The organism is Acinetobacter sp. RF15B (assembly GCF_007558235.1).
In the GTDB taxonomy this organism is placed as follows: Bacteria; Pseudomonadota; Gammaproteobacteria; order Pseudomonadales; family Moraxellaceae; genus Acinetobacter; species Acinetobacter lwoffii_C.
This window is the reverse complement of sequence record NZ_VLSR01000010.1, coordinates 83,271-103,530: the sequence shown is the minus strand read 5'-3', so window position 1 is coordinate 103,530 and position 20,260 is coordinate 83,271. Positions and strand designations below refer to the sequence as shown.

Below are 20,260 nucleotides of genomic sequence, written 5' to 3'. Positions count from 1 at the left end.
ACCGAAAGGACATACTCAAACTCAATTGATACTTATTGTGTAGCATTAAATGCTTCGTCATAGAATACCTCCCCTTGTGGAAAATACCCAATAAAACTGATCGCCTGAAAATATTCGGCTGGCACATCTGCCAACCTCAAATCTTTAATCGCTTTAAATCCAAAATGTGCATAATACGCTGGATCACCCAATAGCACACATCCCTGAGCATTGCGGTTTTTTAATTGCTTCAAAGCCGCATTTATCAATGCTGAGCCAATACCGAAGCCTTGACGAGATGGTACAACTGAAATTGGGCCTAAGCCATACCAGCCCTGATCTCCTGAGGATAATCGTACAGGCGAAATCGCCACATGTCCCACAATTTGACAATCATCTGTGGCGACCAATGAAACAGTGAGCTTATTTCTTTTACGCAGTGTATTCACAATAAAATGTTCAGTGTGGCTTGAATACTCTACATGTTCAAAGGCCGCCTGAGTCAGCTCTGCAATCTTTTGAATATCTTCAGCCTGTTCTAGTCGGATTATGAGGGTCATCAATGCATCTCAACTTTTTTCTGCTCATCATAAAAAAGCGAATACCCCCAGTCTATTCGCTTTTCTTTAACAGGCTTGAAGATTAGTCCTCAGGATATTCAAAACGGTAACCCACCCCGTACACCGCCTGAATCCACTCATGACGGTTACCGGTTTCCGCAGCATCCGAAATTTTACGGCGCAGGTTTTTAATATGGCTGTCAATCACCCGGTCTGCGACATCAAAACTGTCCGGATTAATATGATCCAGCAACTGTGCGCGTGAATAGACCTGACCGACATGTTCCAGGAACAGTTCCAGTAAACGGAACTCGGTTGGGGTCAGATTCAAGGCTTTTTGCTGGTACCAGATACGCTGCTGTGATTTATCCATACGGAACAGGTCATTACTTTCCGGCTCCACCTTACGGTCCAGACGGCGAAGTACAGCCTGTACACGCGCCACGAGTTCTTTCGGGCTAAATGGCTTACAGATATAGTCATCTGCGCCCATATTCAGGCCCAGTACCCGGTCAATTTCTTCAGTCCGCGCGGTCACCATAATAATAGGCAGATCCGATTGCTCACGCACCTTACGACAAATCGTCAGGCCATCCATACGCGGCACCATCAGATCCAGAATCATCAGGTTGGGTTTACGCTGGATAAAACTGTTATATGCTTCCTGTCCATCATGAAACATACTGACCTCAAAACCAGCAGCTTCCAGATAGTCTCGCACCAGCTGTGCAAGTTCGATTTCATCTTCAACCAGCATGATATGTTTCATGAATTTATTTCCTTTAAGATTTCATTTGTTTAGGAAAGCTGAGCTTGCAGCGCAAACCACCCAGCGGTGAATGTGCAAAGCTAAGGCTGCCGCCCATTGCTTGAGTAATTTTACATGATAGCGCCAGACCGAGCCCTGTTCCGCCAGTGGCCCGGGTACGCGAATCATCAACCCGATAGAAACGCTCTCCAATCCGGGCCAGTTGCTCATCTGTCAGACCAAATGGACTGTCATCAATATATAAAGTCCACGAGCTGTCATCCTGCTCCGTATGGATATGCACCTGCCCACCGGCTTCAGTATAGCGAATACTGTTACTGAGCAGATTGCCCACAATCTGTTTAAAGCGATCCAAATCCAGTTCCAGTTCTGCCCCCTCGCCTTCGACAGTCACACTCAGCTTGGCCTGTTCAAATTTTGGCTGGAAGCTCATCAGTTCCTGCTGTACCACTTCCCAAGGATTGACCGTGGCACAATAAAATTGCAACTGCTGTGAATCAGCCTGTGCCAGAGCAGCCAGATCTTGAGTCAGCTTTTTCAGGCTCGTCACCTGACCTAGCATCGAGGCAAAATGTTCCGGTGTTGGTTTACGGATTCCATCCTGCATGGCTTCAATCTGAGCCTGCAAGACCGCAAGCGGTGTTTTCAGCTCATGCGAGGTATCTGCCACCCATTGACGGCGCGATGTTTCATGCTGATCCAGAATCACTGCTAACTGGTTCAATTCACTGGATAAATCACCGAGTTCATCATTACGTTTTACTTTGACCTGATGCTGATAATTACCTCGGGTCAGTTCACGGGTACCATTAAGTAAACGCTGGATCGGTTTTTTAAAATAAGTCGCCAACAACAACGCTGCAATCAGACTGGCAAGAATACTTAAACCATAAACTAAAAATAGGTAACGCTTCTGATTACTAAAGAAATTAATACTTAAAGCATCATCCTGATCTAAAACCGGCTTTAAGCCCAAATAACCCACAATCTGCTTATTTACCATAATCGGACGATAGGAAATCTGCTCATCTGAAGCTTCTCCCACCACAAAACGGCGCTTTGCATCATAAAGAGACAGACGCGAACTGAGCCCCAGACGGTCCGGCATTTGAATGAACTGTTTCTTGCCTGCTGGCCGCCCTGCCGATTGCTCCCCCTTATTTTTATGATCGGTTCGGAACGCGCCTTGATTCGAGCTGAGTGGAAATCTCAAACCTTCAAAGGGCTGAAATTGAGAAGGCATATTTGAGGCCAGTATGCGCAACTCTTCCTGATTGACGGGTCGCGGTGCCAAGCTGGGCTCGACCATACTGGACGGCGTAACACTGGCCAGAGTCTGTTCCTGAAAATAACGCTGCTGCAAGGCAATATCATATTGGCGGCGTAACCACCAGCGTGATAAGCGGTCATAATCATCTGGCGCTGCTTCCCCTTCAATTTGCAAAATCTGCGCCTGAATGGCATTGCCCCAGTCCTGATAAACCATATAAACATCTGCAAGGTTTTCAATCACATGATCCAGTTTCTGCATTTCCACATCCGCCACATAGCGGGTGAAGTTGCGTTGCATATTCAGATGCAATACGCCCAGACTCACCGTCGTGATGAGCAGCGTCGTCAACAGCACAGTTAAAAACAGGCGTAAGGCAATCGGAATACGACGAATTTTCAAAGCAAGAATCTCGATTTTTCTTCTGTATTCATCATTGTAACGAACACGGGATTAAAAAACCCTCCATTGTTTCTTCATCTTTATTATTTAATCTTTAAACATTCTAAAAATCAGCTTCTAATAAATGGGGTAGCGAGATGAAAGCAATGACAAAAGTAGGTTTAATCGGTGCCAGCATTGTGTCTATGGGCTTACTCAGCGCCTGTCAATCGACCAGCCAGGTGCCAGACAGCAAAGAACATCCACACATGATGAAACATCATGAGCAGCATGCAGCTAAAAAAGCCCATCAGCTTTCTCCTGAGCAGCGTGAACACTACCGGGCCATGCGCACCGAACGGATGCAGCTGGGCAAACAGATGCAGCAGGCTTGTGAGGGTAAGACCATCGGTAGCACGGTACAAGTGAAAGCCGGCGATAAAACTATTGAAGGCCAGTGTAATATCTTTTTTAAGGCTGACCGCAAAGAGATGAAACAACGTGGTGAATTCCGTGGTATGCGCGGTGAACACCGCCCGATGCAGGGGAATTTCCGTGGCGGTATGAACGGCGCTGACGTATTAACCGATACAAAACGTGCCGAACTGGTCAAACAGTATGATCAATATCTGGCAGAACGCCAGGCTTTACAGACTGCTTTTGCTCGGGCCTGTCAGGGCCAAGCCCCAGGCAAGGCGGTACAGGTTAAAATCGCTGACCAAACCATTAATGGTCAGTGCATGGTGCGCTTTCAACCTAAAGCACCTGTAGCAACAGCTGCATCTCAATAAAAACATGATTCACTAATCAGGCACCTCCGGGTGCTTTTTTATTGGCTGGCATTGTTATGCGTTGACCTTTCCTGCCTCATAAAAACTTACAAAAAGTCTTTACCCTCAATACTTTTGATCATTGATATATACTAATCTTTGACTTTACAGTCACCAAGAAATTCCCTTGAAATGCTTGTACCGCGAGGGAAGATGTTGCAGGATTAGACTCATGCCGATACGTGTCAATGAAGATACGTTGTATTTAATTTAGGATTATAACGCTGGTTAAACCAGTATTGAGGAAACCGATATGCCACAATACAAAGCGCCTTTACGTGATATGCAGTTCGTATTGCATGAACTATTAAATGCTGAAGAACACTATGCAAAACTTCCAGCATTCCAGGACAACGTAAGCCGTGAGTTGGTTGATCAGTATTTAGAAGCTGCGGCTGACTTCTGTGAAAATGAATTATCGCCTTTAAACCAGGTGGGTGACCGCGAAGGCTGTAGCTGGAACGACGGTGTAGTAACGACCCCGACCGGTTTTAAAGAAGCGTATCAAAAATATATCGAGTTAGGCTTCCCTTCTCTTTCTGCCGAAGAACAATATGGCGGCCAAGGCTTGCCAAACTCCCTGGGTATCAGTATTTCTGAAATGGTCGGTACAGCGAACTGGGCATGGGGCATGTACCCTGGCCTGTCTCACGGTGCGGTCCGTACTCTGGAACACCATGGTTCAGACGAACAAAAGAATACCTATCTGCCTAAACTGGTTTCAGGTGAGTGGACAGGAACCATGTGTCTGACCGAATCTCATGCAGGTTCTGATTTAGGTATTATCCGTACCAAAGCTGAACCTCAAGCAGATGGTAGCTATGCAATTTCTGGCGAGAAAATCTTTATCTCTGCTGGTGAGCATGACATGGCTGAGAACATCATCCATATCGTACTGGCTCGTCTTCCTGGCGCACCTAAAGGCACCAAAGGTATCTCGCTGTTTATCGTACCGAAATTCAGTCTCAATGCGGATGGCAGCATAGGCGATCGTAATGGCGTACGTTGTGGTTCCATCGAACATAAAATGGGTATTCATGGCAATGCAACCTGTGTGATCAACTTTGATAATGCCAAAGGCTTCCTGATTGGTCCTGAAAACCGCGGTCTGAACTGCATGTTCACTTTCATGAATACAGCGCGTATCGGTACAGCCATACAAGGCGTTTCGGCTTCTGAAGGTTCTTTCCAAGGCGCACTTGCGTATGCAAAAGACCGTCTAGCGATGCGCTCACTTTCTGGCCCTAAAGCACCTGAAAAAGAGGCAGATCCAATTATCGTACATCCGGCTGTACGTAACATGCTGTTCACGCAAAAGGCATTTGCTGAAGGTGGTCGTGCGCTGGTTTACCTGCTGGCTCAATATGCTGATGTGGTTGAACACGGCACTGAAGAAGCTGACCGTAAGTTTGCCGACAACATCTTGTCACTTCTGACGCCAATTGCGAAAGCGTTCCTGACTGAAACCGGTTCAGAAGCAGCAAAACATGGCGTACAGGTCTTCGGTGGTCACGGCTTTATTTCTGAGCATGGCATGGAGCAGATCGTACGTGATACACGTATTGCCTGCCTGTACGAAGGTACAACTGAAATTCAGGCACTTGACCTGTTAGGCCGTAAAGTTTTGGGTACTCAAGGTGCAATGTTGAAAGACTTCACCAAGATCATCCACAAATTTACCGAAGCCAACAAAGACAACAGTGCACTGACCGAGTTTATTGAACCGCTTGCGGCATTAAACAAAGAATGGGGTGACTTAACGATGCAAATCGGTATGCGCGCCATGCAAAACCCTGAAGAAGTGGGTGCAGCAGCAGTCGATTACCTGTACTTCTCGGGTTATGTAACGCTGGCTTACCTATGGGCACGTATGGCACTGGTTGCGCAGGAAACTCTGGCTGCTGGTACGACAGAAGTTGATTTCTACAATGCCAAAATCACGACTGCCCGCTTCTACTTCAAGAAGATTCTGCCACGCGTTCGTTCACATGTAGATGTGATCGCAACTGGTGTAGAGCCACTGATGGCTTTAGATGCAGAACACTTTGCATTTTAAAGTAATATCTAGCCGATATTAAAAAAGCTGTACTCATGAGTACAGAAATAGCGAAAGGACGGTCATAGCTTTGGCGGTCCTTTTTCTTTATAAAGGATCAACATTTAAATAATTGTTCTCTAAAAACTTGTGCTTTCAAGCTTTAGAAACAACCTACCGAATTGAAAAATAAACAGGTGACACTATGCCAATTTATAACGCGCCGCTTGCTGATATGAAGTTCATCTTAAATGATGTGTTTAATGCAGAACAATTCTGGCAAGCCAATGAAAATCTTGCCCATGTCGATGCAGCAACCGCTGAAGCCATTCTGGAAGAAATGGCAAAGTTTGCGCAAAACGTGATGTTGCCACTGAACCGTAGCGGGGATGAAGAAGGCGCGAAATATGAAAATGGCAATGTGACCACCCCTGCCGGCTTTAAAGAGGCTTTTAAACAGTATGCAGAAGGTGGCTGGATTGGCTTAGGGGCTGATGCTGAATGGGGCGGTCAGGAAATGCCGAAAATGCTGACCGTACTTTCTGATGAAATGCTGTTTGCGACCAACCCGTCTTTCATGCTGTATCCGCTGCTTTCTGTCGGTGCAGGTATGGCCTTAAACAGCTACGGCTCTCAAGCCCAGAAAGAAACCTATCTGCCTAAGATTTATTCAGGCGAATGGTCAGGCACCATGTGCCTAACTGAACCGCATGCAGGTACAGATTTGGGAATTATTAAAACCAAAGCTGAACGCAATGAAGATGGCAGTTATAACATTACTGGGACCAAAATTTTCATTACTGGCGGTGACCATGACCTGGCGGAAAACATTATCCACCTCGTATTGGCAAAAACACCGGATGCACCTGCAGGTTCACGCGGTATTTCTCTGTTCATCGTGCCAAAATTCCTGGTCAATAAAGATGGTACCTTAGCTGAACGCAATCCGGTCGGTCCAGGTTCAATCGAACACAAGATGGGGATTAAAGCGTCTGCGACCTGCGTGATGAACTTTGACGGTGCCAAAGGCTATCTGGTCGGCAAAGAAAATGAAGGCCTGGCTGCCATGTTCGTCATGATGAACTATGAACGTCTGTCCATGGGCATTCAGGGTCTGGGCGCTTCTGAATTTGCTTATCAAAATGCGGCCCAATATGCCACAGACCGCCTGCAAGGCCGCAGCGCATCTGGTGCACAATCTCCAAGCAAACCGGCTGACAGTATTCTGGTACATGGTGATGTACGCCGTATGCTGCTGAATGCACGTGCCAACAATGAAGCTTCACGTGCATTCGCGGTATATGTAGGTCAACAGCTGGACATTACCAAGTTCTCGACCGATCCGGAAGCTGTGAAAAAGGCCAATGACCGTGTTGCGCTATTAACACCAATCGCAAAAGCATATCTGACGGATACTGCTTTCCAGGCCACGCTCGATGCACAGATGGTCTTCGGTGGTCATGGCTATATTCGAGAATGGGGCATGGAACAATGTATCCGTGACCTGCGTATTGCGCAAATTTATGAGGGCACCAATGGCGTTCAGTCTCAAGATTTAATTGGCCGTAAAACCATTAAGTGTAACGGTGAATTCATTGCAGAGTATATTCAGGAAATCCGTGACTTTACCAATGGTTTAGATGCGGATCTTAATTTTATTAAAGATGCCACACTGGATGCAGCGACTGAAGTTGAATCTGTGACCCACTATGTTTTAGCAGCTGCGCGTGAAAATACCGAATTTTCTAACTCCGCTGCTGTGGATTACCTGCACGCTGTTGGCTTGCTGAGCTTCGCTTATATGTTTGCCCGTATTGCCAATGCCGCCAAAGATAAACAGGGCGAGTTCTACCAGAATAAACTTGCACTGGCACATTATTTTGCACAACGCATTCTGCCGGAACTGGCATTACGCATTACCAAAGTAAAAACCGGTGCCGATATCATCATGAATTTCTCTGAAGATTATTTCACAACCCAAGCTTAAAAGAGCACTTAAAAAACGCCTGCATCTGCAGGCGTTTTTTTATGATTAAACTTTCTGAATTAAAATGGTATCTGGCTGCTGCTGAGTTTTACGATTAAGATGTTTGCTCACAATTTTAATTTCCCCATCCGATTCCAGGGACTCACACAATTCCAGCACCTTCTGCATCTCATCCGCTTTGATGCCTGTGCCCAGAATGAGTTTTTTACCTGCTGCAAGTTGACTAATTTTTGTTTGAATTTTATCTAGCACTTTTTTCTCCTATTTATTCAAGATACCGCTCCTACACTATAGCAATTTAGTTTAAAAAAAGCGCAAAAGTTCAAATAATTTTTTATTCAGTTCCTCTATTTTGTGCATGCTCTGTGTTTGCTATTTTCTGCCTCACCTTTACTTTCTATACGCCAATCGAAGGAAAGATGAAATTACCCAGTCACGCGAATCAACGCCCGCCTCCCAGCTAGTTGGCTCCTCGGCTGAGGCGAGCTTTGATTTTATTGATGCAAGATCAAATTTAAAAAAGAATTTTTATATCCGATTTAACTCTGAGCTTTTAATTTGTCCCTCTAGTTTCCTCTTCAATCAAAAGAGATTTCAGCTTAGCGATTGGGTACCAGCACATAGCGCCCATTTTCATAAATCCAGTAAGTTCCCGCAGGAGGTGCCGGCAGTCCCAAACGCTGCCAATCCGTGATCAGGGTATAATTGGAGCTTTCAATTCGGGCCACATTCGGGTCGCCATTGACCCAGCGATAACTATTATTATTCTGATAGATGGTGGTCGGTGCCTGATAACGGATGTTCAGGCCACTTTGGTTGTGGACTGGCGGATAGCCCCAGTGCGGCGGACGTTGCGGATTGTGCGCATTCGGTGGCACAGGTCTATGTGAATGGTGCGGATAATCTGGACGTGACGAAGGATGGTAGGGCTTGTTATATCGATCACTGCTGCCATAACCGGTCCAGGCATTTCCGGCAATAGACAGGCCAGACATAGCAGAACACAGACCTGCCAATACAGCGCTAAATAAAACTTTTTGCATGTACATTCCCCCCGACACCCTCTTGTTTACACTTTAAACAAAAGATCGGGAGAAAATATGAATATTCCGGATTTTTCTACAGTTTTTTGTAAGGCTTCGCGCCTGGCCTCGATTCAACCTGGAGCTTTTCTCAGTGGGGTGTCTGGGTTATGCTAGAATCCATTTTTTAATGGTTTCGAGTTAAATACTGTGTCTGACTTAAGTTTCGATCGTTTGTATGAATATTTTTGTAAAGTCCCGAGTGTTCAAAAAGAACTGATTGAGAGTTATGGCACGGATGGCCAACAGGCCTGGTGGTTTAAATTCCAGATCAATGTCGATCATCCTTTGGCATGGCAAACAGTCCAGGAACTGGGGCATGTCCTGAACTATATTTCCAAAAACGAGCGCTTGCCGACCCAGTTTCTTCCGGTTTCCCCGCCCCCTTATATGAATGGTGTGGCTAAAGATTTTTTGTCATGGGTGATCCAGTGTAATCATGCTGACTTTCCACCCGATGTGGTGTGTGACTGGCTTGAAGCACGTTTGCCCAATCCGGTAGAGAATGAAGAGCAATGGAAGATTAAAACTGATATTAAAGAACTCGATATGATGTCAGATAAAGATTTGGATCAGCTGATTCCGCCAAATCCAGAAAACTAATCTCTTCCTCCTAGCCTTCCCCCTTTCAGGAGAGGGCTAGGAGAAAGCATCAAAATGTCGACCAGCCACTCCACTCCATAAAGCGATACAGCCAGTATTTCAACCCTGAATCATCTGCATATTGCGAATAATCCACACTCTCCTGACGGCCATCCAGATTGAACCAGGCTGTATTAAAGTATTGCAGGGCCTCTTGGAAAACTGCTGCGTCTTTTTGTCCCAGCACACGTATATTGGTTTCCAGATTATAGTTTTTCAGATTACGCGCGGTGAAATTGGCAGAACCCAAAATCATTTCAGCCTGCTGGATATTGGATTTGATTAAAATCTTGCTATGACATTGCTCACCTTGTGTATTGCACCAGCGTACATTGATTCCTGCCTTATGCAGTTCCGAAGCCACCTGACGGTTGGGAATGCCATTTTTTTCACGGCCAAAAGCATCTTTGTTGGGATCCAGCAATACACGCAATTTGACCCCGCGCTCATGAGCAGCGATCAAACTCTTAATGATCTTGCGCTCAGACAGATAGAACATTGCCAGGTCAAGCTGATCATCGGCTTTAGCAGTCTGAATCTGGTTTAAAACGGCATCATAAATCGCCTTTTCAGTCAGCACCTGCACCTGTGGCTGGGTCTTATCAGCTTCAAATTCTCCTGCTATAACCGCAGGCATGCTGGCTTTTGACATCATGCCAACCGTTTGCTCGGTAGCCAGAATATCCAGCGCAGGCCGCCCCCAAACCAGCAAGCCGATATTGGAATGTTTTGAACTGCCATCATGCGGATTCATCGAAGTGACTAAAGCTTTCCAGCCCTGATCTGTATCTACCACCAGGGTTTTACGATGATTGGCCTTAAAATTAAACAGGTCAAAATAACTGCGCAGGGTAATTTTTTCTGTTCCAAACGGATTCGGCAACCAGCCTTTGTCCGGATTATTGCCGACCCCCTGGCAACATAAGTACCAGAAGCCTGACCAGCTTGGATTTGAAGCCCTTAACGGAGTCAGATCCGTTTCAATGACATCGACTCCCTGCTGGCGCAGCTGACGGTAGTGGTCAGCCGACACGCCGCCATAGACCGTATTAATCGGATCGGTAATAAACCTGATTTCGACTTCAGGATGTAATAGCCGCTTATTCACCAGGGCCTGAGTCAGCTCGGTACTGAGCGCCTGATGCTGCTCTTTGGACATGCCAGTTTGCTGATTAAAAAGAAACATATCCAGTACGATCAGAGATTTGGCTTCTTCAATCATCTTCAGCATTTCATTGAAAATCTGCTGATCCAGATGCTGCTTGCCCTGGGCATCCAGATAGGTCTGATCCGCCAGAAACTTCACTTCAGCATGGCGCAGCTTGCCCGTATAGTTAAGCCCTGCTGGCAAGGGTTTATAGCTTTGATAAATCGCTGATGCCAGATAGCCGACGGCTATAATACCCAGAATAAGTACCGCATAACGGCGATTTGACCAGTTGAGTTTATTGTGAATTCGCTGAAAGATACGCATAAGAAAGAACCTAACCTAATCTGCTCAGGCTAGGTTTAATCGGATGATTTTTCAAGTGGATTTCAGTGACAGCTCTTTGATTTGAACTCTCATTTTATCAATACTGCTAGAAATCGTACTGAACGCCGACGCTAAAGTTACGTCCAACCTGAGGAAGATTGGACAGAAATGAACTATGGGAATAGACGTGATCATCCAGCAGATTATTGGCTTTAAAATACACGCGATAGGCATTCTGATTGGCAAGTGTATGGTGATAACTTAACCCCAGATTAAGCATATTGTAGCCCGGTGTTTCATCTTCATCGCTCGCCACCTTATTCTGATCAAACACATGATAATATTCAGCCAGACCTGACCAGCCATCAGCAAAATCGGCTTCCACTTGGGTGCCTAGCCGACCTGCTGGTACACGTGGCGCATCTTCAGCTTCAATCTTGCCACGTACATAGTCACCAAATACGCTCAGCTTATAGCGTTCATTGATCTGATAACCCGCTTGTGCTTCTGTTCCATAAAATCTGGCTTTAGCCTGAGTATACTGAATTCCTTTTAAATTCCCCTGCTGTGCCACTGTTGCTCCATAAATATAATCATCAAACCAGTTATGATAAATATGCACCTGATAGTCCAGCTGATCCCCTTGATAATACAGGCCAAGCTCCAGATTATTTGAGCTTTCTTTTTCCAGATCAGGCTGACCGACTTCATAGCTATTGGTCGCAAAATGCAATCCGTCTGCATACAGCTCCTGAGCCAGCGGCAAACGCTGTTGATGTGAACCCACTAAAGAGAGCTTATAGTGGGGTTTAAATTCCCAGTGGGCAGCTGCCGAAGCAGACAGCCCGGTGCCCGAATAATCTTTCTGCTCAGAATCAACTTTGATTTTTTGATGATCTATACGCGCCCCCAGTTCCAGCTGTACATCGCCGAGCTGTTTATGCTCAAGTGCAAATACGCTCCATTTTTGGGTGCGGGTATCTGCCATCAGTACATTATGATTATGATCTGCCTGGTCATTATGGCCATGTGACTCGGGTGCCGATAAATCAATATCTTGCCTTGAGAACTGGCCTCCAATCACCCCTTCCCAACCTGCCACAGGTACATGCAGTAATTCTAAACGGCTGTCATACCCCCGGCTTTTAAAATTGCTGATGACTGCATTTTCTTCCAGCTCATCATGTTCATAATCGGTAAAACTGGCATGCGCACGTAATTTTTCAAATCCGGCAAACGGCTGTTCCAGTTCAGTTCGCAGATCATAACGCTCAGAGTTCAAGTCGACCCATGGTCCGGCGGCATGATCATGATCATTCTGTTTAGAAGCTGGGCAATGAAAATGATCGCCATGAATTTCACAGCCATGATATTCATGACTATGTCCCGGTAAACCATATTGATCCTGACGGTTGCTATAAGACATCCCGACAAAACCACGGTCATGAACCCATGAGCCACCAACATTGACCGTTTGTCCTTCAGCAAAAGTATTGCCAACCCGACGTTCTTTTTCTAATTCGCCCGCATGCTCATGGAAATAATCCGGAGCAATATAGTCATGGGCTTGATGTTGAGATCCTTCTACACGTAACGCAAACTTTTCCCCCACTGCCGCAGTGACTCCGACACTGGCCAGCTTTTCATCACTGCCCGAGTTATAACGCAAGCCCGCGGTGCCCTCCAGACCATTTTCAGGCAGCTGGGTGGGAATTTTCTGATCCCTGACATTGACCAGACCACCGACCGTACCGGCGCTATATAATAGTGTAGATGGGCCACGTATCAGCTCAACCTGCTTGGCCAGAATCGGATCAACTGTCACAGCATGGTCAGGCGACAAGGTAGATACATCGGCGGTTTCGGAAGCGTGCTGCAATACTTTGACCCGTGGCCCATCCTGCCCGCGAATCACCGGGCGACTCGCGCCACTCCCATACTGGTTGGAATATACGCCGAGCTCATCTGCCAGTGCATCTCCAATGCTGGTCGCACGCTCAGACAAGGCTTTCTGGTCCACAATATGATATACCCCTGCAAAATCTGCTGCGGTCTGGCTCAAGGCAGGTGCTATCACCTGAATAGTCTTTAGCGTTTGCATTCGCGTAGATGATGTTTGTTCTGCCCATACACTCGGTGTCAGCACCGAAAAAATTGACAATGTTATTAAATTCTTGTGAAAAGACATGATCCCAGCTCAAATCGGCTATGTTTGGTTTTGTTATATTATAACATACCAATTGATTTGCAATCTTTTACGATAAATAGCCGCTAAATTTATTACTATGGCACTTCATGATGTTTAAAAATTTTAGTCTGTATTTCAATTTATGCCCTTTACCTTATCTCATGCAGTACTTGCTCCACCCATTTCCTACCTGACCAGAAACCGGTTTCCTGTCGCTGCCCTGGCAATTGGCTGTATGGTGCCGGATTTATATCGTCTCTTTAGTCAGGACAGTTCCAGCACCACACATTTATGGTCCTCGCTGATCTATCATAACTTATGGATTGGCTTGGGCTTCTGTGCGCTGTGGTATTTCATTTATCGACCCGTGATTTACCGCCTGACTGGCATTCAGCATGAACTGAAAATGCACGATTTTTTTACAGTATTTAAGTTTTTTGTCGGCATGTGTCTGGCCCTGATTGTGGGAACAGCCACTCATCTGATCTGGGATGGTCTGACCCATGTCGATTTTCGTACTTTTGCTTTTCATGACTTTTTAAATCAGAAATTACTCGTTTTTGGACACAGTTATCCTCTGCATCGCCTCCTGCAAATTGGTACTTCGTTTTTAGCACTGCCATTTCTGCTGTGGATGAGCTTGCATTATTATCAGACCCATCGGCAATATCTGGCGGTCAGTACGCCGATTAAAATAGCGGGCTCTGGGTTGCTTGGCCTGTCCATCATGACCGGGGGACTCTCGGTCTGGGATTATATGCGTTATATCCCCGCAGAAGTCTGGCAAGCTGATCTGTACTATTTTAGCGGCCGATCCATCAATGAATTTAGCCAAGGTTTTTTAATTGTTTTTAGTCTGGGTTGCTTGCTATTTTTATTGCTGGACCGAAACCGGCGCATGGGCTGATGAACGTCCCTGCTTTTTGTTTATTCCCGCTTATTCACTTTAAAATGCGACTGTTTTTGTCCCAAGTTCTTGTGACTATATGTCCAAAGAGGCATAATCCTAGCTTTGCTTAAGGCGGTACGCTGTTTACGTATACGCTTCCTTAACCCATATAGTTGGATTTTTAACGCTATGATGCGAACTCATTACTGCGGTTCTTTAACCGAAGCTCAAATCGACCAAACTGTAACCTTATGTGGCTGGATACATCGTCGCCGTGACCACGGTGGTGTGATTTTCCTGGACATGCGTGACCGTGACGGTCTGGTTCAAGTGGTTATCGACCCAGATACACCTGAAGCCTTTGCAACAGCAGATAAAGCCCGTTCTGAATTCGTATTAAAAATTACAGGCCGTGTACGTCGCCGTTATGCCGGTACTGAAAATGCCAACATGGTGAGCGGTCAAATCGAAGTTTTGGGTAAAGAAATTGAAGTTTTGGCTCAGTCTGAAACTCCTCCCTTCCCGCTGAACGATGAAAACACCAATATTTCTGAAGAAATCCGTTTAAAATACCGTTTCCTCGACATCCGTCGTCCGGAAATGCTAGACCGTTTACGTTTCCGCTCTAAAGTAACCAACCTGATCCGTAACTATTTGGATGACCATGGTTTCTTAGACGTTGAAACTCCTATTCTGACCCGTGCCACCCCTGAAGGTGCACGTGACTATTTAGTACCAAGCCGTGTATCCAATGGTAGCTTCTATGCACTGCCACAGTCCCCACAGCTGTTCAAACAGTTATTGATGGTGGGTGGTGTTGATCGTTACTACCAGATCGCAAAATGCTTCCGTGACGAAGACTTGCGTGCAGACCGTCAGCCAGAATTTACCCAGATCGACATTGAAACATCGTTCATGAGTGACGATGACATCATGGATTTGATGGAAGGCATGACTGTGAAGATGTTCGATGAACTTCTTGGCGTCAAATTCGACAAGTTCCAGCGTATGCCATATTCAGAAGCCATGCGTGACTATGCTTCTGACAAACCGGACCTTCGTATTCCTTTGAAACTCGTAGATGTTGCTGACCTGATGCAAGATGTAGAGTTCAAGGTATTTGCAGGCCCTGCTAAAGATCCTAAAGGCCGTATCGTGGCGCTTCGCGTACCGGGTGCAGGCGCTTTACCACGTAGCGCGATTGACGAATACACCAAATTTGTCGGCATCTACGGTGCAAGAGGTTTGGCTTATATTAAAGTCAACGAACTTGAAAAAGGCATCGAAGGTCTTCAATCACCGATCGTAAAATTCATCGAGCCAATCGTGCTGGATCTGTTGAAACGCGTGGGCGCTGAAAATGGCGACATCGTATTCTTCGGTGCAGACAAAGCGAAGATCGTGAATGATGCGATGGGTGCACTTCGTGTGAAAATCGGTCATGACTTGAACCTTGCGACTTGTGAGTGGGCACCGCTTTGGGTGGTAGACTTCCCAATGTTCGAAGAAACTGATGATGGCAAATGGACCTCTGTTCACCACCCGTTCACACTGCCAAAATCAAGCGTTGAAGAGGTGAAGAACAATCCGGGTGAAGCCTTGTCTGTTGCTTACGATATGGTATTAAACGGTACTGAAATCGGCGGTGGTTCACTGCGTATCTATACTTTAGAAATGCAAAAAGCGATCTTTGAAGCGCTTGGCATTGATGAAGAAGAAGCCGAAGAGAAATTCAGCTTCCTGTTAAATGCGCTTAAATTCGGTGCACCTCCACATGGTGGTTTGGCATTTGGTTTAGATCGTTTAGTCATGCTGATGACTGGTGCATCTTCAATCCGTGATGTAATCGCATTCCCGAAAACCAAAACGGCTGAATGTCCACTGACTCAAGCACCAGCACCAGTTGAAGCAACTCAACTGCGTGACCTGGGTATTCGTTTACGTGAAAAACCAAAAGCTGAATCTCAAGAATAATTCTTGGCGATTTCAAGTAAAAGCCCTGCAATTGCAGGGCTTTTTTATTACATTGAGAACAGTTCCCAACAGTGGCATAATAGCTTCAGTTTCTATTTTTAGGTGATTTAGCAATGGCGATGCGTCCTGCTGTTCGTAATCGTAGTATTATGCTGATTGTATTTTCTGTGGTGCAATGGCTATTTATGCGCTATATCCTTGCAAATAACCTGTTCCAGTTAGATACCAATGAGCGTATTGTCTATTTCTGCTTAAGTAGCATCATTGGCGCTTTGTTTATTTTTATCGGCTTGATTTATATGGTATTGAAGGGTAATCCGGATAAAGAATCTTAATTAAATACTCTGGATGCCATGTACCTCTTACTCAAAAATTTCTCAAGACTCCCCCTCAGATTGATTCAAAATTTAGCTCGGCTGGCGGGTTCTCTTCTTTATCTGAGCAACTCCTCCGCACGTCGGGTGACCGAAATCAATCTGGCCTCTGCTTATCCTGAACTATCTGAATCTGAACGCGCTGATTTAACCCAGCGTAGCCTGAAAAGTCAGTGCATGACTTATGCTGAATCAATCAAGATTTGGGGTTCTGCACCGGAGTTTGCCCTTGAGCAGATCAAGGTCGTGCACGGGGAAGATATTTTTTTAGACGCGCTGAAAAACCCAAATGGAACTTTGGCCGTGGTTCCACATTTTGGTACTTGGGAACTTTTGAATGTCTGGGTGAACCAACATACCTCACCAGTCATTATGTACAAGCCCAGCAAGAATGAAGATATCAATCGTTTTATGCTGGAAGCTAGACAACGACTGAATGCGACTCTGGTTCCAACCGATGAAACAGGGGTTCGCGCCTTATTTAAACATTTAAAACAGGGCGGATTTGCTGCAATTTTACCGGATCATGTACCTAAAGAGTCTGGCGGAATTTACTCGCCTTTCTTTGGACAAAATGCCTTGTCCTCCACTTTGCTGTCTAAACTGGCAGCTAAAACGCAATGCTCTGTGGTTGGACTCAGTTGTTTAAGACGTGAAGATTTATCTGGTTTTGAGGTGCATGTGCAGACTTTATCTGCAGAGATTAATGCCAAAGATTTGCAGCTTTCAGTCGATACGCTGAATAAAGAAATGGAGCGCATGATTAATGTCGCTCCAGAACAGTATTTGTGGGGGTATAAAAGGTTTAGGAAGGTGGAGGGAAACCAAAATCCATACAAAGCTTAAAGTAAAATCTTACAAGTTTTTTTAAAAAATTTATTATGAGAGAAAAATCTAATAAATTGAGATTTAAACCTAAAAGTGGCATAATTTAAATGTTATTTTTTAGATATAGATTGCCCATCATTATTGTTCGTCCCACTATCCGTAACCTTGGCATTATGCTGATTGTATTTTAAGTCATGGCTATATGTAAACTACTAACGACTTGTTCCATCTAACTACTAATGACTGTATCACCTACTTTTTTTGAATTAGTATCATTGGCGCATTAGCGGTTTTTGCAGGATTAATTTATATGGTATTACAGAAAGATTTGAAGAAATATTAAATACCGTTTCTTTAAAACTTACATCACACAAATAAGCATTTATCATGTAATTTCAAATAAATGCAACTTCTTAATAATCTTTATCAAATTTCGGTTTAAAAATGTCAAATGATTTGAAATTATATTTAAATAAAATTAATGATTTAATTATAGAGAAAGATAATGCTATTTTTTTAGATTATCCCTTATATTTTAATATAGGTGATCTTTTAATCATGCATGGAACAATTCAATTTTTTAAAGAAAATAACATTAATATTAAAAAGTATTTATGCAAAGAAAACTTTTCTATATCAAAATTAAGAAAAGTCATTAATAATAAAACTACAATATTTTTACAAGGAGGAGGGAATTTTGGGGACTTATATACTGAACACCAAAGCTTAAGAGAGGCAGTAATTAAAAACTTTCCCAACAACAGAATTATTATGTTACCTCAATCTGTTCATTTCGAAAAAAATGAGAACTTAGATAAAAGTAAAGAGATATTCAGCCAACATAAAAATTTATATTTACTCGCCAGAGATACTGTAAGCTTAAATATTTTATTAAAATTTTCTGAAAAATCTTTACTCATGCCAGATATGGCTCATTATCTCTATGATGAACTGCCGAAATTAACAAAAATAAAAAATAAAAAATTATTTTTCCTTAGAAAAGACAAAGAGAGCACTGATTTACAAAAAGAATTAATCAATACTCAAAATATTCAGAGTATTGACTGGGATGACTTAATTACTCAACATGATATTAAAGTGCAAAAAAACATAAAGAAAAGAATTAAATATTTTGATTTTTTAGAAATATCAACATTAGATAGAAACATTTACAATCTTTGGGAAAGGAAAAGCTTGGAATTAATTAAAAGATCATGTGAATATTTTTTACAATATGATGAAATTATTACTTCTAGACTTCATGCACATATTTTAGCTGATTTACTCAATATTCCATCTAAAATTATCGACAATCATTATAAAAAAAATAGTCTTTACTACAATGAATGGACTATTTCAAGTAATAAGCATAAACTCTATTAACTATGAAACAAGGTTTAAGCTATTACTTAAACCTTATCTTACAAAAGCTTAATAATATTTGATAAATAAGTCTTGAAACTTCCCTCTTAACTTTACTTATAAAATTTAATTTAACTTTATCTCTCTTAAGATTATCCCTATTAATAGTACGCTCATACTCTAACTGACTTTCCAATCCAGCCACTCCATATCTATCTGCCTGAATACATAATGCCGGAGTCATTTGATAGACTTTATATACCCCATCACTCAAATAACTTTCAAACATAATATGATCTAAGGGCATAGAAACAAGATTATTTTTGATATAATTCAAATAAGATAATGCACCTTTATAAGACAAAATATAACCTGCTGTACCTAAATGTTTTTCTTTCAGTGCTCTAAGATTCCTATGGTGTTGGTATTTATTTATTTTTTTTCGATTAAGCTCCATCAATATACGATCGGAAAAAAATTCAAGTTTAACTATATCGATATCTTTTGGTAGCCAATTAATTTCATCAAGAAAGCCTTTTACGTTCTCACCTAAAAGAATATCATCTTCGAATATAGTAATATAGGGCATATTTTTCTCAACCGCCATATTCCATAGTTCCATATGACTAAAAAAACAAGCCTTTTCACCTGCTGTAAGACCGCTGTCTTTTAATGAAATTCCATACTTATTTTCCAAAAAATCTAGTTGATCAGGTTCAACAGCATTAAAAAATTCAAAATCAATCGACTGTTTACTAAATTCTTCAAAAATATGCTCTCTTCTTTCCAAAGCTGAGGATAAACTAATTACATAATTCACGTTTCACCAATCCTAAAACTTATACCAGAATCAAAAGAAATAATTAATTATATCTTTTTAAAAAAAATTTCTTTTTTATAAGGATATAATATTAACTGTTTGAATAATCGTTTAATTTCTCTAATTATTTTTTGAAAGAGAGAATAACTTATTTTCTCTTTATTTCTCCACTGTAAATTAGAATCAAATTTTTGATTATTTTTATTCAAAATACAATCTTGTATACAAATTACAGGATTTAATTGATACACTGGAAGATTTCCCGATTTTAAATAATGATTAAATAATATTTGATCAATATGATCTAATTCATCCAAGTTTTCTACATATGCTATTAAATCTTTAGCTGCTTTATTCGAAAGCACATATCCACCTGCACCTAAATGTCCTTTAAGCAAAATACCTAAGGTATATTTAGAACCACTTATATTAATTTTCTTATTTTTTTTTAGAAAAATATTCTTATATACTTTTTCAATTTTTATGATATCTTTTTTTATAGGCCATTCCATACTGAGAAAATAATTAGCTTCATCACTTAAGTAGATATCATCTTCGAATATCACTATATAGTTTAAATTTTCTTCTATTACTTTATTCCATAAAGAAAAATGACTTAAAAAACAAGCCGTCTCATTTTCAGTAAGTTTATTTGGTTTAGTATCTAACTTAAACTTTTCTAATAACTTTTTATTCAGAGGCGGTTCAATAGCTTCAAAAAAATTAAAAGGTATACTTTTTGAATTAAATTGATTCAAAATGTGAGCTCTTCTATCTGCTGCGAACTTAAGGCTAATAACATAAGTATTCATAACA

At 42.7% G+C, this 20,260-nt stretch carries 18 protein-coding genes; 9 read left to right on the top strand and 9 right to left on the bottom strand.

Annotated elements, in window-relative coordinates:
• Positions 1–32: 32 nt before the first annotated feature.
• The 3 genes from E2K74_RS09540 to baeS form a co-directional block, all read right to left on the bottom strand.
• Positions 33–539 (bottom strand): GNAT family N-acetyltransferase, encoded by a 507-nt coding sequence (locus E2K74_RS09540; protein ID WP_151204219.1) that lies wholly within the window; start codon positions 537–539, stop codon positions 33–35.
• A gap of 82 nt (positions 540–621) precedes the next feature.
• A complete protein-coding gene (locus tag E2K74_RS09535) occupies positions 622–1,308 on the bottom strand; it encodes a response regulator (RefSeq protein ID WP_151204220.1) in 687 nt (228 codons plus the stop codon).
• 13 nt (positions 1,309–1,321) lie between these two features.
• Positions 1,322–2,980 (bottom strand): sensor histidine kinase efflux regulator BaeS, encoded by a 1,659-nt coding sequence (gene baeS / locus E2K74_RS09530; protein WP_151204221.1) that lies wholly within the window; start codon positions 2,978–2,980, stop codon positions 1,322–1,324.
• Positions 2,981–3,117: 137 nt separating this feature from the next.
• Here baeS and E2K74_RS09525 point away from each other — a divergent pair, with 137 nt between their 5' ends.
• From E2K74_RS09525 to E2K74_RS09515, 3 genes are all read left to right on the top strand, one after another.
• Positions 3,118–3,750, top strand: coding sequence for a hypothetical protein (locus E2K74_RS09525; protein ID WP_151204222.1), 633 nt, complete (start codon positions 3,118–3,120; stop codon positions 3,748–3,750).
• A 292-nt stretch (positions 3,751–4,042) separates the two neighbouring features.
• Positions 4,043–5,845, top strand: coding sequence for an acyl-CoA dehydrogenase C-terminal domain-containing protein (locus tag E2K74_RS09520; RefSeq protein WP_151204223.1), 1,803 nt, complete (start codon positions 4,043–4,045; stop codon positions 5,843–5,845).
• A gap of 184 nt (positions 5,846–6,029) precedes the next feature.
• Positions 6,030–7,811, top strand: coding sequence for an acyl-CoA dehydrogenase C-terminal domain-containing protein (locus E2K74_RS09515; protein ID WP_151204224.1), 1,782 nt, complete (start codon positions 6,030–6,032; stop codon positions 7,809–7,811).
• 45 nt (positions 7,812–7,856) lie between these two features.
• Here the strand turns inward: E2K74_RS09515 and E2K74_RS09510 are convergent, their stop codons facing one another.
• Both E2K74_RS09510 and E2K74_RS09505 read right to left on the bottom strand, forming a co-directional pair.
• Positions 7,857–8,063 carry a hypothetical protein gene (locus E2K74_RS09510; protein ID WP_151204225.1) on the bottom strand — a complete coding sequence of 69 codons (207 nt, stop codon included), beginning with the start codon at positions 8,061–8,063 and terminating at the stop codon, positions 7,857–7,859.
• A 347-nt stretch (positions 8,064–8,410) separates the two neighbouring features.
• Entirely contained in the window at positions 8,411–8,854 is a 444-nt protein-coding gene (locus tag E2K74_RS09505) for an RcnB family protein (RefSeq protein WP_151204226.1), read from the bottom strand.
• Between the two features lie 189 nt (positions 8,855–9,043).
• On the opposite strand from E2K74_RS09505, the gene E2K74_RS09500 reads away from it, so the two are divergent.
• On the top strand, positions 9,044–9,496 hold the full coding sequence (locus E2K74_RS09500; RefSeq protein WP_151204227.1) for a hypothetical protein: 453 nt from the start codon (positions 9,044–9,046) through the stop codon (positions 9,494–9,496).
• Between the two features lie 49 nt (positions 9,497–9,545).
• On the opposite strand, the gene E2K74_RS09495 is transcribed toward E2K74_RS09500, so the two are convergent.
• Both E2K74_RS09495 and znuD read right to left on the bottom strand, forming a co-directional pair.
• Positions 9,546–11,009: a phospholipase D family protein gene (locus tag E2K74_RS09495; RefSeq protein ID WP_151204228.1), complete on the bottom strand. Its 1,464-nt coding sequence runs from the start codon at positions 11,007–11,009 to the stop codon at positions 9,546–9,548.
• Positions 11,010–11,115: 106 nt separating this feature from the next.
• Positions 11,116–13,197, bottom strand: a complete 2,082-nt coding sequence (znuD, locus tag E2K74_RS09490; RefSeq protein ID WP_151207282.1) for a zinc piracy TonB-dependent receptor ZnuD — start codon at positions 13,195–13,197, stop codon at positions 11,116–11,118.
• A 142-nt stretch (positions 13,198–13,339) separates the two neighbouring features.
• On the opposite strand from znuD, the gene E2K74_RS09485 reads away from it, so the two are divergent.
• The 5 genes from E2K74_RS09485 to E2K74_RS09465 all read left to right on the top strand — a co-directional run bounded on the left by E2K74_RS09485 (position 13,340) and on the right by E2K74_RS09465 (position 18,645).
• Positions 13,340–14,104, top strand: a complete 765-nt coding sequence (locus tag E2K74_RS09485) for a DUF4184 family protein (protein ID WP_151205066.1) — start codon at positions 13,340–13,342, stop codon at positions 14,102–14,104.
• A gap of 171 nt (positions 14,105–14,275) precedes the next feature.
• On the top strand, positions 14,276–16,060 hold the full coding sequence (gene aspS / locus E2K74_RS09480) for an aspartate--tRNA ligase (RefSeq protein WP_151205067.1): 1,785 nt from the start codon (positions 14,276–14,278) through the stop codon (positions 16,058–16,060).
• Between the two features lie 113 nt (positions 16,061–16,173).
• Positions 16,174–16,395 carry a hypothetical protein gene (locus E2K74_RS09475; protein WP_151205068.1) on the top strand — a complete coding sequence of 74 codons (222 nt, stop codon included), beginning with the start codon at positions 16,174–16,176 and terminating at the stop codon, positions 16,393–16,395.
• A gap of 18 nt (positions 16,396–16,413) precedes the next feature.
• Positions 16,414–17,280, top strand: a complete 867-nt coding sequence (locus E2K74_RS09470; RefSeq protein ID WP_151205069.1) for a lysophospholipid acyltransferase family protein — start codon at positions 16,414–16,416, stop codon at positions 17,278–17,280.
• A gap of 426 nt (positions 17,281–17,706) precedes the next feature.
• The gene (locus E2K74_RS09465; RefSeq protein WP_151205070.1) at positions 17,707–18,645 is read left to right on the top strand and encodes a polysaccharide pyruvyl transferase family protein; all 939 of its coding nucleotides are present in this window, start codon (positions 17,707–17,709) and stop codon (positions 18,643–18,645) included.
• A 22-nt stretch (positions 18,646–18,667) separates the two neighbouring features.
• On the opposite strand, the gene E2K74_RS09460 is transcribed toward E2K74_RS09465, so the two are convergent.
• Both E2K74_RS09460 and E2K74_RS09455 read right to left on the bottom strand, forming a co-directional pair.
• Positions 18,668–19,444 (bottom strand): glycosyltransferase family 25 protein, encoded by a 777-nt coding sequence (locus tag E2K74_RS09460; RefSeq protein ID WP_151205071.1) that lies wholly within the window; start codon positions 19,442–19,444, stop codon positions 18,668–18,670.
• 47 nt (positions 19,445–19,491) lie between these two features.
• On the bottom strand, positions 19,492–20,256 hold the full coding sequence (locus E2K74_RS09455; protein ID WP_151205072.1) for a glycosyltransferase family 25 protein: 765 nt from the start codon (positions 20,254–20,256) through the stop codon (positions 19,492–19,494).
• Positions 20,257–20,260: the final 4 nt, after the last annotated feature.